The sequence below is a fragment of the Psychrobacter proteolyticus genome (genome assembly GCF_039762275.1).
Lineage (GTDB): Bacteria > Pseudomonadota > Gammaproteobacteria > Pseudomonadales > Moraxellaceae > Psychrobacter > Psychrobacter proteolyticus_C.
Genome location: NZ_JBDLOB010000006.1, coordinates 147,022 through 168,681, shown reverse-complemented (window position 1 = coordinate 168,681; position 21,660 = coordinate 147,022). Strand labels below are relative to the sequence as shown.

At 43.7% G+C, this 21,660-nt stretch carries 15 protein-coding genes; 8 read left to right on the top strand and 7 right to left on the bottom strand.

The genetic code is table 11. From position 1 onward, the window contains the following. Positions 1-150 precede the first annotated feature (150 nt). Positions 151-1,485 (top strand): beta-ketoacyl-ACP synthase II, encoded by a 1,335-nt coding sequence (gene fabF / locus ABFV72_RS10700; protein ID WP_296210241.1) that lies wholly within the window; start codon positions 151-153, stop codon positions 1,483-1,485. 130 nt (positions 1,486-1,615) lie between these two features. Next, positions 1,616-2,461, top strand: a complete 846-nt coding sequence (locus tag ABFV72_RS10695) for a hypothetical protein (RefSeq protein WP_347163609.1) — start codon at positions 1,616-1,618, stop codon at positions 2,459-2,461. Positions 2,462-2,599: 138 nt separating this feature from the next. On the opposite strand, the gene ABFV72_RS10690 is transcribed toward ABFV72_RS10695, so the two are convergent. The 5 genes from ABFV72_RS10690 to ABFV72_RS10670 all read right to left on the bottom strand — a co-directional run bounded on the left by ABFV72_RS10690 (position 2,600) and on the right by ABFV72_RS10670 (position 10,112). After that, complete coding sequence (locus tag ABFV72_RS10690; RefSeq protein ID WP_347163608.1) at positions 2,600-4,417, bottom strand: aminopeptidase P family protein; 1,818 nt, start codon at positions 4,415-4,417, stop codon at positions 2,600-2,602. Between the two features lie 407 nt (positions 4,418-4,824). Further along, positions 4,825-6,393 carry a peptide MFS transporter gene (locus ABFV72_RS10685; protein WP_347163606.1) on the bottom strand — a complete coding sequence of 523 codons (1,569 nt, stop codon included), beginning with the start codon at positions 6,391-6,393 and terminating at the stop codon, positions 4,825-4,827. 318 nt (positions 6,394-6,711) lie between these two features. Continuing rightward, positions 6,712-7,170, bottom strand: a complete 459-nt coding sequence (locus tag ABFV72_RS10680; RefSeq protein WP_347163605.1) for a hypothetical protein — start codon at positions 7,168-7,170, stop codon at positions 6,712-6,714. Between the two features lie 192 nt (positions 7,171-7,362). Next, positions 7,363-8,937, bottom strand: a complete 1,575-nt coding sequence (gene lnt / locus ABFV72_RS10675) for an apolipoprotein N-acyltransferase (protein WP_347163603.1) — start codon at positions 8,935-8,937, stop codon at positions 7,363-7,365. A 275-nt stretch (positions 8,938-9,212) separates the two neighbouring features. After that, positions 9,213-10,112: a CBS domain-containing protein gene (locus tag ABFV72_RS10670; RefSeq protein ID WP_057761902.1), complete on the bottom strand. Its 900-nt coding sequence runs from the start codon at positions 10,110-10,112 to the stop codon at positions 9,213-9,215. A 462-nt stretch (positions 10,113-10,574) separates the two neighbouring features. Here ABFV72_RS10670 and ABFV72_RS10665 point away from each other — a divergent pair, with 462 nt between their 5' ends. After that, positions 10,575-11,750, top strand: a complete 1,176-nt coding sequence (locus tag ABFV72_RS10665) for a DUF4105 domain-containing protein (RefSeq protein ID WP_347163602.1) — start codon at positions 10,575-10,577, stop codon at positions 11,748-11,750. Positions 11,751-11,757: 7 nt separating this feature from the next. Here ABFV72_RS10665 and ABFV72_RS10660 read toward each other — a convergent pair whose 3' ends face one another. Next, the gene (locus tag ABFV72_RS10660) at positions 11,758-12,300 is read right to left on the bottom strand and encodes a YcgN family cysteine cluster protein (protein ID WP_347163629.1); all 543 of its coding nucleotides are present in this window, start codon (positions 12,298-12,300) and stop codon (positions 11,758-11,760) included. 229 nt (positions 12,301-12,529) lie between these two features. Here ABFV72_RS10660 and ABFV72_RS10655 point away from each other — a divergent pair, with 229 nt between their 5' ends. From ABFV72_RS10655 to mutY, 5 genes are all read left to right on the top strand, one after another. After that, positions 12,530-13,267, top strand: a complete 738-nt coding sequence (locus ABFV72_RS10655) for a dienelactone hydrolase family protein (protein WP_102092069.1) — start codon at positions 12,530-12,532, stop codon at positions 13,265-13,267. A gap of 172 nt (positions 13,268-13,439) precedes the next feature. After that, on the top strand, positions 13,440-16,646 hold the full coding sequence (locus tag ABFV72_RS10650; protein WP_347163601.1) for a DUF2339 domain-containing protein: 3,207 nt from the start codon (positions 13,440-13,442) through the stop codon (positions 16,644-16,646). A gap of 125 nt (positions 16,647-16,771) precedes the next feature. Beyond that, positions 16,772-17,728 (top strand): ribosome biogenesis GTPase YlqF, encoded by a 957-nt coding sequence (ylqF, locus tag ABFV72_RS10645; protein ID WP_057761911.1) that lies wholly within the window; start codon positions 16,772-16,774, stop codon positions 17,726-17,728. Positions 17,729-17,779: 51 nt separating this feature from the next. Further along, complete coding sequence (locus tag ABFV72_RS10640; protein WP_347163600.1) at positions 17,780-19,159, top strand: hypothetical protein; 1,380 nt, start codon at positions 17,780-17,782, stop codon at positions 19,157-19,159. 53 nt (positions 19,160-19,212) lie between these two features. Then, on the top strand, positions 19,213-20,478 hold the full coding sequence (gene mutY / locus ABFV72_RS10635; RefSeq protein WP_347163598.1) for an A/G-specific adenine glycosylase: 1,266 nt from the start codon (positions 19,213-19,215) through the stop codon (positions 20,476-20,478). Positions 20,479-20,565: 87 nt separating this feature from the next. On the opposite strand, the gene ABFV72_RS10630 is transcribed toward mutY, so the two are convergent. Beyond that, positions 20,566-21,468, bottom strand: a complete 903-nt coding sequence (locus tag ABFV72_RS10630; protein WP_102093910.1) for an acyl-CoA thioesterase — start codon at positions 21,466-21,468, stop codon at positions 20,566-20,568. Positions 21,469-21,660 lie beyond the last annotated feature (192 nt).

Sequence of the window (21,660 nt, the reverse complement as noted above, 5' to 3'; positions counted from 1 at the left end):
GTTAAATTTTAGTTTACATACGTGCACCTATGTGTTTTATAATGACTTTTGAAACGCCATCCTCTTAGGACCTGTAAGTATAGGATATATCGCATGAGCCAGAATAGTAGTTCACCTATCGACCAAGCCACCACTGATGACACAAATAATATGACTGCAGCACCTGTACATAAATCGCGTCAAAAACCACCTCACTACGAGCGTTCTGATGATACGCGTGTGGTAGTCACAGGTATGGGCGCCATTACGCCGCTCGGTCTAGACGTCGATAGCTCATGGACCAAATTGCTCAATGGCGAGAGTGGTATCTCACCGATTACGCATTTCGATGCCACAGGCTACCGTGCGCAAATCGCAGGCGTGATCAAAGACTTTGATGCCAAGCAATATATGAATGCCAAAGATGCGCGTCGCTATGATGAGTTCATGCATTATGGGGTTGCCGCTTCTGCCATGGCCCTAAAGCACGCTGGTTTTATCGATGAAGTCAGTGCTGCTGATGCGCCTGTGCAAGGCGTTGACCAAGATCGCTTTGGTATTATTTTAGGTTCAGGTATTGGCGGTATCCAAACGATTGAAAACAGTCGTGATACCCTACACGAAAAAGGCGCAGGCAAAGTCTCACCTTTTATCATTCCAGGCTCTATCGTTAATATGGCCGCTGGACTGGTAGCGATTAAGCATAAGTTAAAAGGCCCAAACCTTGCGACATCGACGGCTTGTACCACGGCGACTCATGCTATGGGTCTTGCTGCTCGTTTGATCGCTTATGGTGATGCTGACGTTATGTTGGCAGGCGGTAGTGAAAAGGGTTCTAGCCCACTTGGTATAGCTGGCTTCAGTGCTATGCACGCACTATCTACGCGCAACGATGAGCCAACTAAAGCTTCACGTCCGTTTGATAAAGGTCGTGATGGGTTTGTCCTTGGTGATGGTGCTGGCGTGGTGGTATTAGAAAGCCTTGCCCATGCCAAAGCGCGCGGTGCAACGATATTGGCAGAGCTAGTCGGTTTCGGTATGAGCGATGACGCCAGTCATATTACTGCACCACCAGAAGACGGTAGCGGTGCGGCAAGAGCGATGCAAAATGCGCTAAACGATGCTGGTATCGAGTCATCAAGCGTCGGTTATGTCAACGCTCATGGTACTAGTACCCCTGCTGGTGATGTTGCTGAGTCTATTGCTATCGAAACTGTGTTCTCTCCTGTGAAAGACAGTATCTTAGTTAGCTCAACCAAATCGATGACCGGTCACTTACTTGGTGCTGCTGGTGGAGTTGAAGCTATCTTTACAGTACTTGCGCTACAGCATCAGCATGTACCACCTACGATCAATCTAGATGATGTCGAGGACAACTGTAACCTTGATTATGTGGCTAATCAATCGCGCAAAGTTGATAACTTGCAGTATGCAGTATCCAACAGCTTCGGCTTTGGTGGTACCAATGGCTCCTTGGTATTTGCTCGCTGGCCTGTCAATCAATAACAGCCACCCAACTACCTCGCAGCGCATGGTAATGAATGCGTTGTAACGTTGGTGTCAGATTTGCTACGTTTGTCCACTTGCAGCCCCTTATCGTACTTGCGTATGATAAGGGGTAATTTTTGGAACATTTATGGAAGATACCATGTCAAGCTACTCATTTTCCCATCAGTTTTATCAACGCTGGACGTGTGCACCTGAGCCAGTACGCGCAGCGATTACCCAAGAACTAAAAGACATCACTACCCTGCTGCAATCTGACACCTCATTTGAAGACTTTACTTTTAATACCCATGACTTAGATGCGTATGTAGACGAGCTATATGACAACTACAATGCTGAGCAAGCCATTGCGAAAGCAATCACGGACAAACAAGAACAAGAAGACGCAGCCGCTGCAAAACAAAAACTAGAAGACGAACAGAAGCAAAAAGAAGCAGAAGAAGCCACACGCAAGGCAGAAGCGACTCAAGAAGAACAAGAAAAAAATGAGCAGGCAGCGTTAGAGGCAGACAACGACAAAGAACTGGCTGCTACCGATGTAGCTAAATCAAATACAGATAAAGTCGTGACAGATAGCGCTGTTACTGACGATTTTGTTACTGATAATTCTAGTGCAAAAACTGAAAAAGTGGCATCAGAAGTCGTAAATACTGAAGGTAATGCTAGCGATAATAAAAATGCTGACAACAAAACCACTGGCGAACAGGCACATACGCTTAGCGATAACCATATTAAAGATATCAATAGTAAAGCCAGTGCAGCGATTAATTTGGCCTTAAAAGACGCGAAGCTAGATGCAACACACCAACAGCTAATCCGCGAGCTAGAAACACAGGTCGATGACTATTTAAGTGAGCAAATGATGCTAATGTCTGAAAACCTAAAGTCTTGGCTACGTGCTGAGGTCACTCAACACTTCAGTGAACAGAATCACTCAACTACTAATAACGAAGCTGCTAAGAAAAGTATTCACTGACAGTGATTATCCTTCAGTATTGAACCTACAGTTAGCAACAGTCGCTCAGTAATAAGTATTAAATAACGAACACTAAAAAGCCCCGTAAATAATTTACGGGGCTTTTTAGTGCTTTTAGTTAATGTTTTGTGCGTGGTATTAAATGGCTTTGGTACGTTCAGTCAACCACTCAAGCGCTGCACCTTCAACACGACCTTTTAGCTCTGCAAAGACTTGGCTATGATAGTCATTTAGCCAATCAATCTCGGTTTGATCCAACAGTGACGGCTCAATCAAACGCGTGTCAATTGGGCAGTAAGTGATGGTCTCAAAGTTTAAGAAATCACCAAACTCTGTCTCAGTAGGCTTAGCAACTGGCGTATTTACTACCAAGTTCTCGATACGAATACCCCATTTGCCTTCGCGGTATAGACCTGGCTCATTACTTGAAATCATACCGACTTTCATCGCACGCTCTTTTGGTGTGCTAGCGCTATAGGCGATGACTTGTGGGCCTTCATGTACGTTTAAGAAATACCCAACGCCGTGACCTGTACCATGACCATAGTCCATCTGTGCTTGCCACAATGGCGCACGGCAGATAGCATCGATCAATGGTGAGGCGATACCGTCAGGGAAATGAGCGCGAGCCAGCGCGATGTGGGCTTTTAGCACAATCGTAAAGTCGCGTTTATGCTCAGCAGTGACTTGCCCAATACCGACTACGCGGGTGATATCAGTCGTACCGTTTTGATATTGTGCGCCTGAGTCAATCAGTAGCAACCCGCCTTCGCCCTCGGCCACATCAAGGTAGCTGAATTTTTCTGGCGTTGCACGGTAATGTGGCAATGCGCCATTTTCATTAAAGCCTGCGATGGTCGGAAAACTTGGCGAGACATAATGCGGCTGACGACTGCGCACATCTATCAGCATGCTATCAACATCTAGTTCACTCAAACGCTCACTGTTTGCTAGACGCTGCTCAAATGTGGCAAAAAATTCAGCCAAAGCAGCACCATCTTGACGCATCGCTTCACGCACATGATCGATATCTGCATCAGATTTTACAGATTTGAGTAATGTACTAGGTGCCATTTGCTCAATAAAGCCAACATCATCTGCCATTTTTGAGAGCGTACCTACTGCGACTTTGCTCGGATCTAACAATAATAAATCGTCTGGCGTTAATGCACTCAATGCATCTTGCACAGCAGAATAGTCAGCCAATGTGATACCACTGTCTTTTAGACTCTGTGCAATATCTTCGCTTACTTTATCAGTATCAACAAACAACGTTGCTTTGTCGGCATTAATCAACATATGTGATAAGAATACCGGATTATAATCAACATCCGCACCGCGCAAGTTCGTCAACCAAGCGATGTCATCTAAGCTTGAAAGCAGATGATGGGTCGCACCTGCTTCTGCCATGCCTTCGCGCACATCAGCAAGTTTTGAGGTGGCAGATTGAGCAAGGAACTGTTCATCATGAGCGTATAATTTAGCCGCTGGTAGTGCAGGGCGGTCTGTCCAAATCTCTGTCAGTACATCACGCTCAGTGATCAAAGTAATGTCATTAGCATCAAAAGCATTTAACAAGCGATCTTGCTCAGCGATAGATAACACATTGCCGTCTACTGCTACGCTATCCCCTTCTTGCAAATGCTCGGCTAGCCAATCGATATGATTTGGCTGACCTGGCGCAAGCTTTTCTAAAGTAATACCTGTGCCTTCTAACTGGTCGGCAGCATGTACCCAATAACGGCTATCCGTCCATAGACCTGCAAAATCAGCAGTCACGACCAGCGTACCGACAGAACCGGTAAACCCTGACAGCCATAAGCGTGCTTGCCAGTACTCTGGTAGATATTCAGATAAATGTGGATCAGCAGACGGTACGATGATTGCGGTGAGATCTTGCGCGGCTAAGGTGCTGCGTAAGTTAGCAATACGTTCGTGAATGGCTTGTTTATTCATTGAATGTGTCCTTATAGAAGTTATAAAAATATGATGATGGCGCGATTATTTACAATCGTCTTGTTTTAATAGTCGTCTTGTTTGAGGTATTGATACCGCTTTAGTTTTAATAAGATATTTATTATCGATAGCAATTATTCAAGCAAACAGTCTACTTATTTAGCTATCTAATTATGTTTGTTTGGGTAATTGCTTCTACTTATTAAGAATAAAAAATTGAGATTAATATTGCCTCACGGATATTTATGGTGAGCTATCATTAGATGTTTGGGCAGATAGTAAGCTTTCAATGGCTTGTGCTAAATATCCCACTAACTAAAACAATAAAACGTGTTACCAGTAATGGTAACACGTCTCATCATGTGTCACTTGTGCTGTTGCTATCCACAAATGTACATCAGACTATCTTATTGCTTGGCCAGTTGTTTCTCACGCTCGCTTTCTTTAAGCATCTTATTAATAGGTTTTGCTAGTATCAATAATAGTACAGCAGTAACTACCAAGAAGATGGTCATGGTGGTAAATAGACCTGGTAACCCTTCGATTTTGTCAGCAGATACATGCCCACCAAAGAAGGCGGCAACCAAGTTACCCATAGCTATAGAAGCAAAGAACAGCCCCATCATTTGGCCTTGCATACCCTCTGGCGCTAGCTTAGTCATGGCAGACAAACCAACTGGGCTTAATGCTAACTCACCTAGCGTCAATAATAATAAACTACCAACCAACCATAGTGGCGATGCCAGGCCAGCACCAGGCGCTAAAATGCTTTTTGAAGCAAAAATCATCAAGGCGAAACCTGCGGCTGCCAGTAGCATACCGAGTGCAAACTTAGCCATACTGCTAGGCTCAAGACCTCGGTTACCAAGCTTGACCCAAATAATACTAACGATAGGTGCCAATATTAAAATAAATAGCGGGTTCAATGACTGGAACCAAATACTTGGTATCTTAAATCCTAAAACATTCAGATCAGTATAACGATCGGCAAATAAGTTAAAAGACGTTGGCTGCTGCTCAAAACTTGACCAAAACAGCGTCGAACCAATAATTAAAACAAAGCAAATTAGCAAGCGTAGTTTGTCCGTCTTATCCAATCGCGGAGAGATAAACATAATAGCGAAATACAAGATGACCACCGCAGCAATGATATACGTCATATACTCTGCAACCATCTCAGGATTGAACGATATCATGCCGGTAGACACTAATAGCACTGCGGCTACTAGCAAGGCGACAAAACCACCAACCCAGCGACCGATGTTTTTGTAATGGTCGTTAGATTTTTCCCACTCAGCAGAAATACCTTTAGCGCGTGCATAACGCGTTAAGTTCTTTTGCGCGACAAAGCGATAAATCAGTAATGAGACCAGCATACCCAAACCACCAACGCCAAAGCCGACATGCCACATGCCTTTTTCTTTGAATACGCCAACGATAAGTGCTGCTAATAACGCACCGATGTTAATACCCATGTAAAACAAGGTAAAACCGCCATCACGGCGAGAGTCGCCTTTGGGGTACAAGGCGCCAACCATCACTGAGATACAGGTCTTAAATAACCCTGAGCCCAAGACAATACAGATTAAACCAACAAAGAACAGCGTCATGCCAAACATCGCTGAAAGCGCGATACACAAGTGACCAAGGGCAATAATAATACTGCCCCACCATAACGCACGCTCTTGACCTAGCCAGTTATCTGCTAACCAGCCACCTGGTACTGCTGCTAAGTATAACGAACCGGCAAAAATACCATAAATAGCAGAAGCGGTGACTTCATCGAAGCCAAAACCGCCACTACTCACTGTTGCCACCATAAATAGAACTAATAGTGGACGGATACTATAATAGGAGAATCGCTCCCACATTTCGGTAAAAAACAATGAGCGTAAGGGCGCAGGATGTCCCATAAAGCCATTGTCTAGTGCTTCTAGCTCTGCTGCACTAGCCCCCGATTTTGTTTCTGTGCCCATAACTTTATTCCTTTAAAGATCATATTTGTAATGACCAAACCCCTGATTATCCAGATGGACGGTCATATAGGCGGAACATTGTTTCACTTGGCTATAATCAAGTAAAGAAAGAATTGGTCAAAAATTACACAAATACTCATAAAAAAAGCCCGCTCTCAATGGTTGAGAACGGACTCTTTTTATGGGTATCTAGGACAGTAATATTATGCTTATAGCACTGTTGATACAGACTTCATAATGCAGCTCATTTGACAATCGAGTAGCACCATTTTGGATCATTTACACTATTTTAGATCAGTTACATAGTCATACTACAGCTTACTGTGCTGCGGTCTCATCAGTAGCGTCGCCAGCATTCCCAGCATCTAAGTCACCATCCGCTTGCTCAGCTGTCAAATCAGCATCAGCAACAGCGGCTTGGCTTACAGTACCAGAAGCAGTTGCGGTACCAGCTTCTGCAGTGACAACTGCACTATCTGCATCTGCCGCTGGTGTTACGGTTGCATCTGCTGCAGTATCAGGCGCTGTAGCATCTGACGCTTCTTCTGTTGCTGCAGCTTCTGCATCGGCTGGAGCCTCTTCTTCTTCAGTAGCAGTGGCTTCTGCTTCATCTGCCGCAGCTGATGCTTCAGTTGTCTCAGCAGTGATATGCTCGCCTGCTGGACGCAAAAATGCAGAAACACCAATAAGTAAGACAATACCTAAGAACATGGCAATGCCACCTAAAGCGAATAACAGCTCTTTTTTTGGATTGTTATTAACGATACCTTCTGACATACCTTATCCACCTTGCACAAAATATTTGAAATATTGACCTATTATATCGCAATTTATACTGATTTGTGAAAACCCTTAAGTATTTAAAGGGTTTATTATCCACAATTTAAATATTCATTTTTGGCACTTGTAACAGCTAACTACTTAATCAGTTATCTATTATTCGCTATCGACACATCTTACTTAATAATACTACTTAACCAAACGTACTGTAGTCTTCGGACGTTTACCCAAATAGCTGAGTATCAGCAACAGTGCCATGATAAATAAGATAGGATATTGACCAAAGCGCATGAACGGCGTATTGCCAACTCGCGCCTGAATATTACCGCGCAATACAGTACGTTCAAACTGCGGTGCACGTTCTACGATACGACCTTTATGATCGATAATAGCTGTCACCCCTGTGTTGGTCGCACGCATAAACCAGCGACCGTTCTCTAATGCGCGCATCTGTACCATTTGTAAGTGCTGTAGTGGGCCTGCTGACGTACCAAACCAAGCATCGTTTGAGATGGTCAATAAGAAGTCCGTGCCAATGGCGTTTTTGCGCGTGGTATCTGGATAAGCCACTTCGTAACAGATGGCTGCGCCTAAATTATGCCCTCGCACACGTAGCGGTGACTGCTGATCACTGCCGCGACTATAGCTCATAATGTCTTGACTACCTGCTAGATTAGGCAAAATATCGAGCACACCTTGGAATGGAATATATTCCCCAAATGGCACCAGACGTTGCTTTTTATACAGCCCCTCTGCCTGTGCCCCTAGCGCAACCACGCTATTATAAAATGGCGGATATTTATCTGTACTGGCATCAAACGCTGCTTCATCCTTATAAGGAATACCTGTCACCCATGTCGTGTCAGTCTCTTTGGCCATCGCGACCATTTCGCTGATAAAACCAACAGCTTCTGTCTGAAACATGGGAATCGACGATTCAGGCCACAGCACGATGTCACGTCCCCATTCATCTCGGGTCAACGTTGCATAGATTTTTAGCGTCTCAATCTGATACTCGGTGAGCCATTTTAGGTCTTGCGGGATATTACCTTGAATCAAAGATACCGATAAATCAGGAGTGCCTTTTGGTTTGGTCCATTGCGGATTGATCAACCATAGCGCGCTACTAATGATTAGCAATGCTATCGATGGAATCATATAGCCACCGCGGCGACGCAATAGCTCAACGATACTGGCAGCCAATAATACCGCTACGAAAGAAACCGCAAAGACACCAGCCACAGGCGCGAGCGACGACAACCAGTACTGCTCAGTAAACGCATAACCAACGAATAGCCAAGGAAAACCAGTAAACAGCCACGTTTTCATCCACTCTTGGAGTATCCACAGGGCGGCAAAAGATAACGGCTGCTTGCCGACCACACGATTAAAGATGAGCGCCAAAAAGCCATGGAACAAGCCCATGCCTAGACCCATGAGCGCAATCATAATCAGCGCAAGCCATGCGGGCGTATCGCCATAAACATGTATCGAGGTATATAGCCAAAACGCGCCAACACACCATAGCCCTGTACCGTAGGCCTGACCGATTAGAAAGGCGCGGCGACCTGTCATCGCTGGTACCAATAACGCATATAAGATGGCAGGTGATACCAAAGCAACTGGCCAAATACCATAAGGCGCGAGCGCGAGTATAAAAGCGGCCCCTGCCAGCCAAGCTATTAGTACCGTCAATCCCATGTGTAAACCTTTTGGCTTATCGGGGTTCAGACGTTTTTGCAAATCAACAGTAGACAGACGCATAGCAGTTATCCAAAACCATATTTTCTAAAATTTCTCAGCTAAGCGATGAGATAACACTCACGCAAAACCTGACTGCATAATGCTTTATGCAGGACCACAAATAAAACCCACCCATGATACCAGTCAAAACCTACAAGTGGGTAAATTTGCGTAGCTAAAACCTCATTCTAAAGTTCAAAAGGCAGAAAGCAAAAAACACGATTTTTCATCGTGTTTTTTATTAATTTGCTAACAAGTTTTATTCATTGACCAACTATCATGATACTATACGCAAGCTAATGGCTGCCTATCAATATCTGTTGCTCGGCATTGGTTTTGGTCAGCTCTAGATTTTGGATAAATCGCCCTTCTACATCAGTAATGGTAATTTTCCAATCATCTATCACGACGCTCTCGCCTTCTAGATCACCAACGAAGCCAAGTGCTTGCATGACCAAACCGCCCATCGTATCGACATCGGTATCGTCAAAACGACTACCCAGCTCATCATTACAGTCTTCAATCACCGTAGACGCTTGGACACGCCATGTGTTTGGTTTTTCTGGATCAGGGACGATGTTATTGATATCGCTGTCTTCATCAAAGTCATCATGCTCATCGACGATGTCGCCAACGATTTCTTCCAACAAATCTTCCATGGTGACGACACCACCAAAGTTACCAAACTCATCAACGACAATCGCCATATGTACTTGGGTGCGCTGCAATGAGCGTAGCAAGGTATCAGAACGAGCCGTCTCACTGATATATAACGGCTGGCGCACCAAGTCTCTGAGACGCTTACTGTCAATTTTATCTTCTTGGTTGCGGACCATATGTACCAGAATCGGAATCAAGTCTTTTGCCAATAAGATACCGATGACGGCATCATCATCTTGACTGTCAAAAACAGGATAGCGCGAATGGGTGGTCTCAAGAATGATGTCCATCACTTCGGCAAGACTGGTGCTCTCGTGCAGACCAATCACTTGCGGACGCGGCGTCATGATTTCGCGGACTTGTGTCGCAGGCAAATCGAGCACGCCTTCTAACATATCGACAGTATCAGGCTCTAAAAACTGGCGCGAGTCTTGTACCAGACGAATCAATTCATCACGGGTTTCGGGGGCGGTCGATAGCCAGCGTTTTAAGCCGCGCATCGACCAACTACTCGGGCTGGGAGTGTCGTCAGACATGGTGGTGTGATTTAACCTCTTTAGTTAATAAAAATTAGAATAGTATTCAATAAAAAAACGAACAATACTCAATAAAAAAACAAGTAGAGCCTAGATGGGGATAAAAGCAGCAAATAAAACCGCTGGTTTGTTATTAATTACTGCATGAATAACAAATTTGCTAATACAAATTAGCTTCACTTTATCGCAAGGCTCACCGACATTCAACGACAAATTCACTCAAATTGTATTGTCAGCGTGTTATAAACTTTGCTATGGTCAAAGCCTTTATTTATCAAAGCAAACCCTATGTCGCTACGTTCTGTTTTTTCTTGCTTACTCTCGTCGCGTTCACGCAGTCGACGGTCAGACAGTCGTGGCTTAGAGAGCCATGGTTTAGAGAGTCTTGACTTAAAACGGAAAATATCAAAAAACAGCACATCAAATAGCAAACAGCCAAAGCTTACATGGCGTCAGCGTCTTGTGACTTTTTTAATTGCTGTTACGTTGTTGTTATCAGCGCTATGGTTGTTACTCGCGATTTGGTATCAGTACGGTGTTAGCTCAGTATTGACTTGGCTTGCGACAATAGCGATTGTAGGTATATTAGCTGCGCTGCTAAGTACGCGTTATTGGGATGCCGTCACAAAAATATTGCACAGTGACTCACTATCTAATAAAAGATCAATTAATAAAGGCACAGCAATCAAGCTGCTTATCGGCGCATATGGCGCTGTTTGGCTGGTGGGTCTAGGTTGGTTTTTTTCTATCGAACCGAAACAAGATCGAGAATGGATGGCTGAGGTCGACCAGCGAGTCTCTTATGAGCGCGATGCGACCAACCCTGACTTGATTACTTTAACCAATGTCCGTAACTTTGATTGGCAAACTGAAGAAGACGCTACCGAGCATTGGGATACCCGTACAATTGATCTGTCTAAATTATCTGGCGTTGATGTGACCAACTCTTATTGGATGGGGCCACTGATCGCTCATACCTTGGTTAGCTTTCGATTTGAAGATGATAGGCCACTTGCCTTCTCGTTTGAGATTCGTAAAGAAGATGGTGAGTCTTTTTCAGCGTTGGCTGGGTTTTTTCGACGTTATGAGCTGAGCCTGATTGCCGCAGAAGAACGCGACATTATCTACACTCGCAGCAACGCTCGTGGCGAACAGGTTTATTTGTTTCCTATTAGCAATTTGCAGCAGCATGAAGTGAGGTCGCTGTTTGAGTCTTATCTAACGGCGGCTGATGGTTTGAACGCTAAACCTGCTTGGTACAATACATTGGTCAGTAACTGTACCAATATTATCTTTTATATGGCGCGTATCGTCAGTGGCGATCGTTTGCCATGGGATTATCGGATTTGGGTGTCTGGTTGGTTACCGAACTATCTATATGATGTAGGCATGTTGGATGCGGCGCCAGAAAAGGACAACCAGCCTTGGTCAATGAACACCTGGTATGAACGCACTCATATCAATCCAAAGGCAAAAGGCTTTGATAATCAAGTCAACTCACAGTCTGATATTGATAGAGATAAAAACAGCCGTAAATTCTCACAGCAGATTCGTCAAGATATTCCGATACCAGCATTGGCTAACTCGCAAGCCAGTGCTGAAGCACAAGCCAAATCTACTGCTCAGGCATCTAACTAACTGTAGATTAAGGGTTAACCCAGTTAACCACCCGCGTCTCCATTTCTTCATCAGACATACCGATTTCCGTGACACAGCGACCAGCGACGCCTACGTTGGCAGCGCGCATTTGTTGTTGTGTCACCACAGCATCCCCAGTCAATAATAAATGCCAACTTGGTAAGTCCTGCCCTTTATACAGACGCTTATAGGCGCAATGCGATGGTAGCCACATCATCTTGGGCAAGTTGTCCATAGTCAGCTGAATACAGTCTGGTACGTGCTCTTGACGCGTTGCATAGTGACTGCAATATCCTGTCGCGCAGTCCATCAACTGGCAGGTGACATCAGTATATTCGACCAGCTCTTCATCCACATTGCCGCTTTCATCTTCATCGATGTACTTAATCAAGCAGCAACTGCCGCAACCATCGCACAACGCTTCCCACTCGCTATGGTTTAGTTCTGTTAACGCAAATCGCGACCAAAACTGCGGACGTAGTGGCTCGGACTCATACTTAGAGTCAGAATCAGCAGAATCAACATCGCCACTATCGGGGAAAAAACTCACCGATTGGGCAAGCTTGGCCGCTGCATCGAGATCTAAGTTCAAGTCAGATTGGTCATTATTTTTGTTTAACAAATTTATAGTCATAAAGTCGCAGTAGCATTTTGATAAAGAGCGTTACAGTATTATAGCTGTTTTTGCTAGACATGGGCGTTAAGGTAGTACGAGTTAGAAAAACGAACCATCACAATGACGAATAATTAAAACTCACAACATAAAAAAGGACAATAATATGTCAATTAAGACTTTTGAATTAATCAGTACTACCGAGAATGGTGTAGAACTTATCAGTTATGTAGCACTACCAGAAAACGCTTCAGATGAAAATCCAGCAGCAGGTATCTTGGTTGCACCAGAATGGTGGGGCGTGGTCGATCATCCAAAATCAGTGGTTGAGCGTTTGGCAGAGGCGGGCTATGCAGCAGTCGCTATGGACGTTTACGGTGAAGGCAAACTAACTACCGATGCGGCAATGGCAAACATGTGGATGGAGCAAGTACTGGCCGATCAAGACATGCTAATGGCACGCTGCCGCTTAATTCTTAATGACTTCAGCGATCAGCTATCTGTCGATGGTGACAACCTAGGCGCAATCGGTTACTGCTTCGGCGGTAAAGTTGTACTAGATATGGCTCGCGAAGGCATGCCGCTAAAAGCCGTTGCCACGTTCCATGGTAACCCAACCCCAAAACAGCCAGCAGACAAAAACTTTGCAGCAAAAGTGTTGGTCGCTCATGGCCGTGATGACTCAATGGTATCAATGGATGCTATCGAAGGTCTAAAATCAGAGCTAGACGCAGCCGATGTTGACTACACTATCGACGTCTATGACAACGCTAAGCATGGCTTTACCAATCCGCATGCTGATGAGCGTGCAGCCAAAAATGAAGTAGATCTTGGCTACAATGAAGCCGCTGCTAAACAAAGCTGGGAAAACATGCTTGAGTTTATGAAAGCCAATTTAGCATAATAAACGATTTGGTATAAAGACCATTAAAAAGGGTAGCTTAAGTATTAAGCTACCCTTTTATTTTGATTGTCATTCTAGCATTTGTCTTTTAGCCCAGTAATCAGAGTAGTCTTGTGCTTCTTATCAAATCACGTCATTATCACTTTACTATAAACTGGATTGAGTGACGAAGATGTTGTATCTAATGGTGACCCAGTTGGGCTGGCTGGCTTTTACGATTTTGTTGATCGTGGTGGTCGCGTTATATACTAGGATAACTCGAAAAATCGAGCATCTACGCCGCGATGTGACGACGCTGCAAGCTGAGCTGGAACAGCAAAGATATCGTAGTATGACGCCTCCATCTGCACCTTTGATCGATAAAAATGATTATGCACGCAACACTGCTACTAACGAGCACGATCTTAAAAACAATGTTCCTAAAGACAGTGACGCTAAAGACCATGATGCTAAAGAAATAACTTTTGACTCACAACACTCTTCTCCAGATAATCGGCTGCCTGTATCACCACCACCGCTTCCTACCGTTGCTTCAAACTCGACCACACATGCAGCATCAAGTATCTATGACGATAAACCTGTAGACGATAACGCCTCGATAAATACGCAAAACACAGCGTCTACCGCACAGATTGAGCCTGATGAACGCTCATTACCTATTGTGACCTCACTGATTCATTCAATCAAAAACTGGTTTTTCGGTGGCAACTTGGTCGTGCGAGTCGGCGTACTGGTGCTGCTGGTAGGTGTGGTGTTATTGCTACGCTTATTAAGCGAATATATCGAGATTTCGATTGCCACAAAGCTTCTAGCAGTTGGCGTTACAGGATTAGCATTGGCAGCACTTGGATTAAAGCTGACGGCAAAACGCTTTTCATATGGAATTACGCTACAGGGCGCAGGCTTAGCGATTGCCTATCTAAGCACCTTTTTCGCTTACAGTGTTTATGAAATCATTCCTAGTATCCCAAGCTTTATCGGGCTTGGGTTATTGTCTGCCATTACCATTGCTCTCGCCGTACGTCAAAACGCCTTCCCATTAGCATTGTTGGCATTATCGGGTGGGTTTTTTGCACCGATTTTGACCAGTGAAGATACTGGCAGCTTGGTCACCTTATTCAGCTACTACCTACTATTAAACGTCACCATTGCCGTCATTGCTCACTATCGACCATGGAAAATATTGAATCTATTCGGTGTGACTGTGACATTTGGCTTGGCATACTATTGGGGTATCAGCGAAAACCTGAGCGCCGTCATTGAAACGCAGCGCTGGGCATTGGTAGCATTGGTAACCTTACACTGGCTGCTTTACTTATTTGTCGTCATTCGTTATGCGCAGCAAATCATCACCTATAATGCACTAAACGAAAAAGACCTCAGTCATGCTGATAATGTAGATGACACAAAACACTTGGACAGAGCCAATGTAGGCAGCTCCTATGTATTTCCCATTGATACGGGTTTACTGTTTTCAGTACCGCTACTGGCCTTTGGTTTGTTTTCTGCCTTACTAAACGACATCTCTAACGCCCTCACGATTACCAGTGCCATTTTGGCTATGGTTTATCTTGGGATGGGCTGGTTGTTCATCCAGCGCAGTAGACGCTATGCTTTAATCACCGAAGGTATGCTGGCGTTAGGATTAGGATTTTTTGCGCTCGTTATTCCGTTGGCGCTAGATGCTGAATGGATTGCTTTTGGCTGGTCAGTACAAGGGTTGGCGCTAGTATGGTTTGGGCGACGCTCACTACGCTCATGGTCGGTATTATTCGGCTTGCTATTACAGCTCGTCAGCATTGGTATGCTAGTGACGACAGCGATATTCTCTAGCAAAGACTATCCCGTTTTAGCTTTCAGTATTTCAGCGCTCAGTTATCTAGCGACCGTCTTTATATTACGCGCTAGCAACTCCCCTGCTGTGCTGCTTAATAGCTTAGATAGTAGTAACAACCTTAATAACCTTAACAGTAAAAGCGCTACAACATCCTCGGTCATACAATCACTGGACAACGCATCAGATGCATTGACCAGCTATGCCCATGCGCTGGGCGTCAGTATGCAAGCGACGCAGCAATGGCTGACCTCCATCGATAGTCAGAGCCGTGTATTCAAATTTGTTTGGCATAGCCCTAGATTCATCAAATTTTTGACACTGACCGCGATGGCTTGGATGCTACAAGTATTAATGCTTGATTTGCATCATTGGTTTGATATCTGGCAATCAAGCACGACGGTAATTGCACTAGCAGCACTCATCAGCTTGATCGCCTATTGGGTCATCAATCGCTATCGTCTATGGGCTGAAATCAGACAGCTTAGTCATGGATTATTAGCCCTGTTCTACTTCATGCTAATACTGCAACTACCGCAAAAATTCGAGCAAAATTTAACATGGGCAATAGCGGAATGGTTGGTCTTAATAGGGTTGATAATCGGCTGGTTAGTCATGGGTCAGCTATGGTTAAAGACATGGTCTGATACATGGTCCGATAACAAAAATACCTCACGTTATACTGCTGCAAGCTGGCTAGGTACGGGTATCTTACTCATTGCTGCCGCGGCGCATTATGGCCTACCAGACTCTGATGGCGTAATGGCTTTCTTGTTTTCAGCGGTGCTTATATTGCTTGGGTTATGGTTAAATCATCATTATACGAGACAAAATGCAGAAAACACCTCAACTAATAAAGTTTCAGAACAAGGTCTGCTGTACTGGTTTGATTGGCAACAGGCACTATTAGGATGCGCTGCCATCTTTGCTCCTATTGCTTTACTGTGGGTTGTTCTTACCAATTGGTCTTATGACGGTGTGATTTGGAGAATGTCTTATTTTCCATTATTTAACCTATATGACACCACATCTTGGCTGACATTATCGGTTGGTTTTAGTCTGTATTACATCAGCCAACGCCGTCGCAATGATACCGTTATCGAGTCGAGTACAGCTGCCAAATCTAAGCGCGTATTCACCGCTGAGAACTTGCTAATTATATTGGGACTGATCAGTTTTTGGTTGATCTCCAGCATGTTGGTCAGAACGCTACATGCCTTTATTGGCACACCACTTTGGAATGACTATCAAGGCGGCGCATGGCAGAGCGAGCAAGTACAAACAGGACTGACGATTTTATGGACGCTCTTGGCATTGGTCGCCACCATCATGGCGAGTCGCTACTGGCAGCGCTCGCTTTGGTTTATGGGTATTGGTCTACTAGGCATTGTCGTACTCAAGCTGGTCTTGGTCGATTTGTCACAGACCGAAGCGATTTGGCGAGTCATATCCTTCCTTGGCGCAGGCAGCTTAATACTATTAATTGGTTACCTTGCCCCATTACCACCCGCGCATGAGGAAACAGAAAACCAAAATCAGGCGTAATGACAAAGCTGGTTGGGTGAAATTGTGCCGTGAACAAGGTGGTTCTGTAGTAAACTGGACACCATTAGAAAGTAAACGTTGATTGTTTTACTTTTAGCATTTTTTATAAAAGGTTATGAAAGCAGATGGATAAGAGAGCAAGTATTCAGTGGTTCCCTGGGCACATGAACAAAGCCCGTAACGAAATCAAAGAAGTCATGCCGCAGATGGATTTGGTCATCGAGGTCATCGATGCGCGTATTCCATATAGTAGTGAAAACCCAATGGTCGCAGCACTGCGCGGCGAAAAACCTGTTATCAAAATCCTGAACAAAGCTGACCTTGCCGATCCTGAGTTGACTCAAGCATGGATGGATTATCTCGAGCAGCAAGATGGGGTCAAAGCCATTGCTTGCGATACTGAAAAAGCCAATGATGTAAAACGCATCATCGCCATCTGTAAGCATCTCGTACCCAATAAAGTCGGGACTGGTCGTCAAATCAAAGCGATGATTATGGGTATTCCAAACGTTGGCAAATCAACGCTGATCAATACGCTAGCAGGACGCGCTGTGGCAAAAACAGGCGATGAGCCAGCCGTGACCAAGTCGCAGCAGCTGATTAAGCTCGACGATGACATCATGCTCTATGACACGCCCGGTATGCTATGGCCAAAAGTTGAAAACGAAAACTCAGGTTATCGTTTAGCAGCGACAGGCGGTATTCGTGATACGGCTTTTGATTTCGCTGATGTGGCAAGCTATACCGCTGAGTACTTGATGCAAGCCTATCCTGAGCTGCTAAAAACTCGCTATAAAATTGAAGAGCTGCCAAAGACTGACTGGGAGTTTTTTGAAGTGGCTGGACGTAATCGCGGCTGCGTACGCGCGGGCAATCAAGTCGATACTTACCGTATGTCTGAGATTCTAATTAACGAATTGCGTAGCGCGAAGATTGGTCGCATCACGCTTGAAACACCAGCAATGACTGAAGCTGAAGAAATCGTGGTCGCAGAACAACGACTCGCGGCTGAAGAGAAGAAAAAAGCGAAAGAGGAAGAAAAACGCTTACGTCGTTTAAAGACACGGAAGAATCGGAAGTAGATTAGAAGGTAGTTAATAAATAGTCAATATTAATTATATTTAGAGAAAATTATGACAGATTTCCTAGTAGAAATTGCAGATGAAGTGAAACATTTAACAGCTTCAGATATCGATGAGTTATACCAACGATATCTAAATGGTGAAAAAAACTCTGTTTTGATATCTGAGTATAAGATCGATATTAACCCTAACAAACTAATTAAAGTACTACCTCCTCAGCAGTTGCTCAATACTGTATGTCCGTACTGTCAAATACCAATGTATGTAAAACGTAAGAGTAAGAGCGATGGTTCTTATAAAAAGAATCCTATTGAATGCTATAAATGCGACCACAAGATATTTGATAATAGTAACAATTATTTTGAAAAAAAATGTGAGTGTACTGAATGCGTTAAGATAGAAAAACAGGAAATCATAAATAAGAAGAATACAAAGAGAGAAATGGTAGAAGATGCATACTGTATTCTTAATTTTCGTACTGTAAGCTATGAATCATTGGGGTTTAAAGAAAAGTTATTATTGTTAACTTTGTTTAGAATCCAAACTGATGAGGAATTTGAACACATATTATCTTTGAATAATCCTTTGAGAACAAAGCTATTTACGCCTTCTGATAATATGGATGAAAGCTATATTGATAAACTATATAGATCAAATATACTATTGATAGATCCTCTTTCTCCACTTGACGCTTTTCCAGATGAAGCTCCAGATAAGGGATATTATCCTAGACGAGTCCAGTGGATAGTTAACGTAGCTATACATGATGACGAACGTAGTAACTTAAATGAAGTTTATAATCAGATTTATTTCGATTTGAAAGACAATATTGACTCAAATTACGAAGATGATTTCTTCAAAATTATATTGGAGCTTAGTGTTGAAGAGGCACTACAGTATCTATATATAAAAGCTGAAGAGCTAAATATAACATTTAGTGCAGAAAAGAAAACTAGAGAGGTATTACAACAGTTGTTAGAAGATTTCTCAATAAGTGAAATATACTATTTTATAAAAAAATCAGTTGAGGATGCCCATATTTTTTATACCAAGGGGTATGCTCAAAGCAAAAAACATGCAGGAAATATCATCCCTGGGAAAATGTTATCTTTGGGTGAGAGAGCATTACAAGAAAACTGGGATACCTATAAATATAATCGCGACTCACGAGCTCCAAGATCTTATTTAAGTCAAATAATTTTTGACTTTATTTTAAAAGACGAAGATGCCGGATTTAAAAAACCTATAGGTAAATACTGGAATCAGGAAATAGTCCCTAAGTATTTTAACTTTGAAGAAGAAGGTAATGAGAGTGTTTTGCACTGTATCAAATGCAATTCCAAAAATGTAAAAGTCAATATGGAAGGCTCGAAAATTTCGCTTGATTGTGAAGCTTGTGGTTTTAAGAAAGATTACAATTCAGAAAATTAAAAATATTTGTTGTCTTCTAACAAATTCATATTTATCAAATATTACTATCGCCTATGACCAAACCAACCACTATATCCAATATTTCCTTTTCTCAGCCTATAGAAGCGTTAAACTCCTTTGCCCCGCGCCTACTTGATTGGTTTGCCGAAAATGGTCGCCATGATTTACCTTGGCAACAGCACCAAACCGATACGCCAAATCCTTATATCGTTTGGTTATCCGAAGTGATGCTTCAGCAAACGCAAGTGACCACTGTACTGCCCTACTTTGCACGTTTTATGGCATCGTTTCCGACTGTGCAGGACTTGGCCGCAGCAGAATGGGATACCGTAGCGGAGCATTGGGCAGGACTTGGCTATTATGCGCGTGCGCGTAATTTGCATAAAGGTGCTAAGCAGTTGGTTGAGGTAATCGATGAAACGGGCGAGTTTCCACAGACGCTATCAGGATGGGAAGCGATTTCAGGGGTCGGGCCGTCGACTGCTGGGGCGATTATGGCGATGGGATTGCATCATTATGGCGTCATCTGTGATGGTAACGTCAAACGTGTGCTGACACGTTGGGCAGCAATTGACGGCGATATCACCAAATCTGCTACCACCAAAAATTTATGGGCATTGGCAGAGCGACTAACACCGACAGAGAACTCAGGACTATTTGCGCAAGCCATGATGGATATGGGTGCGACATTATGTACCCGTAGCAAGCCTGCCTGTCTGTTATGTCCATTAAAAGAAGACTGCCTAGCCCATGCGCAAGGGCGCGAGACTGATTATCCCGTCAAAGCAAAAAAGCAGCCCAAACCTAGTAAATTCAGTGACGCACTGCTCATCGAAAGTGCAGATGGTGAGATATTATGGCTACAACGCCCTGACAATGGTATCTGGGGTGGATTATGGAGTTTGCCATTACAGTTTGTGGAAAAAGTTGACGGTAAAGCGAACACTAAGGCTACCGTTAAAAAGACACTAGCTAGCGATGATAAGCCATCAAACACAGTAAACGATGTCCGTAGTAATGAAAAAGTATACGAAGCAGAATTTACCACTGCTGAGCAAATCATAAATGAATGGCTGATAAAGAATGAACTGGTCGCAAAATCAGTCAGCAATACTTTACTCGATGACGCCCCTATTAAGCATTCGCTGACGCACTTTCACTGGTATTTGACCCCGCGTAAATTAACAATTAATGCGACGCAGGTCACCGAGTTAAATAATAAATTAGCAGCGGCTGAAATTGACTTTAAGTGGTTAACCGAACGAAAAGCGCAAGACAGCCTAGGACTGCCTCGCGCGATGCTTAAGATCTTAGAATAAAAATTAGCATAAAAAAAAGCGACTCACTATTAATAATGAGTCGCTTTTTTATGATGATAATATAAAGATAGCTGGGTCTAAATAACTCTAAGACTTTGGCACACGTAAACGCATGAGGCCTTCTTGTTGCACAGTAGCGACCAGTTTGCCATCTTGCCAAAACTGACCATGATTCAAGCCTTTCGCATTAGACGTGGTATCACTCCACATGTCGTACAGCATCCATTTGTTTAAGTCAAAATCACGATGGAAATGCATCGAATGATCGATACTAGCGGCCTGTAGACCACTGGTCATAAAGCTAACACCATGAGACATCAGCCCTGTGCCAACCAAATAAAAGTCAGACGAAAATGCTAATAGCGCTTGCTGAATAGCCACTGGCTGATTGCCCAATTCACGAATGCGTAGCCAGTTTGCTTGTTTAGGCTTCATTGGTTCTGGGCTAATCGGATTACGCGGCTTTACTGGCTTAATCTCGACATGACGGCGGCGCATAAATCTTGCTTTTAGCGCTTCTGGTACTTTTCCGACATTCTCTTCTTTTAGATCCTGCTCTGTTAGCAAGTCTTCTGGCGGTGGATAGACAGGCATGTCTTCTTGATACTCAAGCCCATCTTCCATCGGTGAGAACGAGGCAATCATTGAAAATATTACTTGCTCAACAGGCGGCTTACCACGTACTTCTTTGTACTGAATAGCGGTGACTTCACGTGCAGACAGGCTACGACCATCACGCAAACGACGGACTTGATATATCACCGGTTGGTTGATATCACCACCACGCAAAAAATACCCATGCAGTGAGTGACAAGGTTTGTCTTGATCTAATGTATGCGCCGCTGCCATAATCGCTTGAGCGAGCACTTGCCCACCAAATATACGACTGCCCACATAGTCATGGCTTTTACCCTCAAAAACATCAGGGGTAACTTCAATAAGCGCGATAGTAGCCAGCAGCTCATCAATCAGTTGTAGATTGTCGGACATGACGATATGTTTCCTTATTTTTATCAAAAACGCTCAGCATCTGATGATATTGATGCCATATAGCCATCATATTTGAATGTAAAATAATGCGAGATCACTTGTTAAGATCTGTCGAAGGAGACCTTAAAATAAACATACAGACATCGTTAGCGATGTTATCACCGAATATTTATTTTCTATAGAAAAGGTAAA